This is a genomic window from Vibrio sp. YT-15, from assembly GCF_033337445.1.
In the GTDB taxonomy this organism is placed as follows: Bacteria; Pseudomonadota; Gammaproteobacteria; order Enterobacterales; family Vibrionaceae; genus Vibrio; species Vibrio alginolyticus.
Genome location: NZ_JAWOQR010000202.1, coordinates 1 through 1,000 on the forward strand (window position 1 = coordinate 1; position 1,000 = coordinate 1,000).

At 46.5% G+C, this 1,000-nt stretch carries 1 protein-coding gene; it reads right to left on the minus strand.

From position 1 onward, the window contains the following. Positions 1–1,000: TonB-dependent receptor domain-containing protein (locus R7D93_RS26325; RefSeq protein WP_318129684.1), on the minus strand; the 1,000-nt coding region annotated here is incomplete at both ends.

Sequence of the window (1,000 nt, forward strand, 5' to 3'; positions counted from 1 at the left end):
CATTGGTTTGGGCCATCCGTACAAATTGTATCTGGGCACACCACGCGAGTAATCTTATCTTTAAACTCATTGTGGAAGGCGGTTAATGTCACATCAAGACCAGAATCACCTTGGTAAAGCACACTGATTTCTTTGTTCAGGGAAGTTTCCGGATCCAAATCTGGGTTACCATAAATATTACCGCCACCACTGACTTGCGCCCAACCTGGGGTAATTTCACGTAACTGAGGAGAGCGGAAGCCTGTCGCCACACCGCCTTTGACCGTCCAAGCAGGATCAACACGCCACACACCATACACTCTCGGGCTAAAATGCGCGCCGTAGTTTTCATCGTGATCCAAACGACCACCTAATGTCAGACTAAAAGGTTCTGCGATCTTCCATTCATCTTCGATGAACACAGCCCATTGTGTATTTGATGCTTTCGTTTTAGATGATGCTTTGTTGGACGTAAAATCTTCCAACTCGGCATGCGTCGCATCGACACCAGTTGTCAGAGTATGCGCGCCCAGCCCTTTAACTAGACTGGATTTAACCGTGGTATTTACAATAGTCATTTCGCGAGATTTGTTTTCACTCTCCTCGCGCTGCAAGTAGGTATCAGAGTTACCCAATAACTCCCACTCCCCGGCGTGACTAAGCGTAACGTAGTTGCGACGGTATTCATTTAATGAATCTTCACAGCCTCTACGACAGCCCGTCGTAGGTACAGAAAGACCAACATTACCGCGACGACTTTGTGCCGATGTACCACCCTCTAACTGCACAGAGTGACGATCATTGATTTGATAGATCAGTTTTGAAGAGATGCTCTGCATATCTTTGTCTTCATAACCATAATCAATGTCATCTTCTTCCCTTGCGGTGTATTGACCATAAACCTGTAGCAACAAGTTTTCTGCAAGAGGGCCATTTACAAAGAAGTTCGCACTCTGTTCACCACCAGAACGGCTGTTTTCTTGGATAACCGTCCCCAGCTGCACATTACCTGTCCACTCAA